Source organism: Psychrobacter sp. TB55-MNA-CIBAN-0194 (assembly GCF_040309505.1).
GTDB classification, from domain to species: domain Bacteria; phylum Pseudomonadota; class Gammaproteobacteria; order Pseudomonadales; family Moraxellaceae; genus Psychrobacter; species Psychrobacter fozii.
The window spans coordinates 1-273 of sequence record NZ_JBEOOW010000273.1; the positions used below are offsets into that span (position 1 = coordinate 1).

The window sequence follows — 273 nt, forward strand, 5'->3', positions numbered from 1 at the left end:
GCATACCTCTTTGACAGCCGCTTCGTTGTCTAGCCCAACGGTATCAAACCCAAGCGAAGTATCGATCCGATCGACGAGAACCAAAGGGCAAGAGATTCGCTTCAAATTGGTGATTTGTTTTTGTGCCATGCCGGCGGTATTGACGATTATGCCATCGACTCGATGTGCTTCGAGTAATTTTAAATAGCTGTCTTGTAGCTCTTTCTGATTGTCTGTGTTGCATACCATTAGCATGTAACCTTCGCGTCGACAAACATGCTCTATGCCCTGAAG

General features: G+C 46.2%; 1 pseudogene. It reads right to left on the reverse strand.

Annotated elements, in window-relative coordinates:
* Window positions 1–264 (reverse strand): annotated as a pseudogene (locus AAEY75_RS15130) (hypothetical protein); the annotation flags it as partial.
* Window positions 265–273 lie beyond the last annotated feature (9 nt).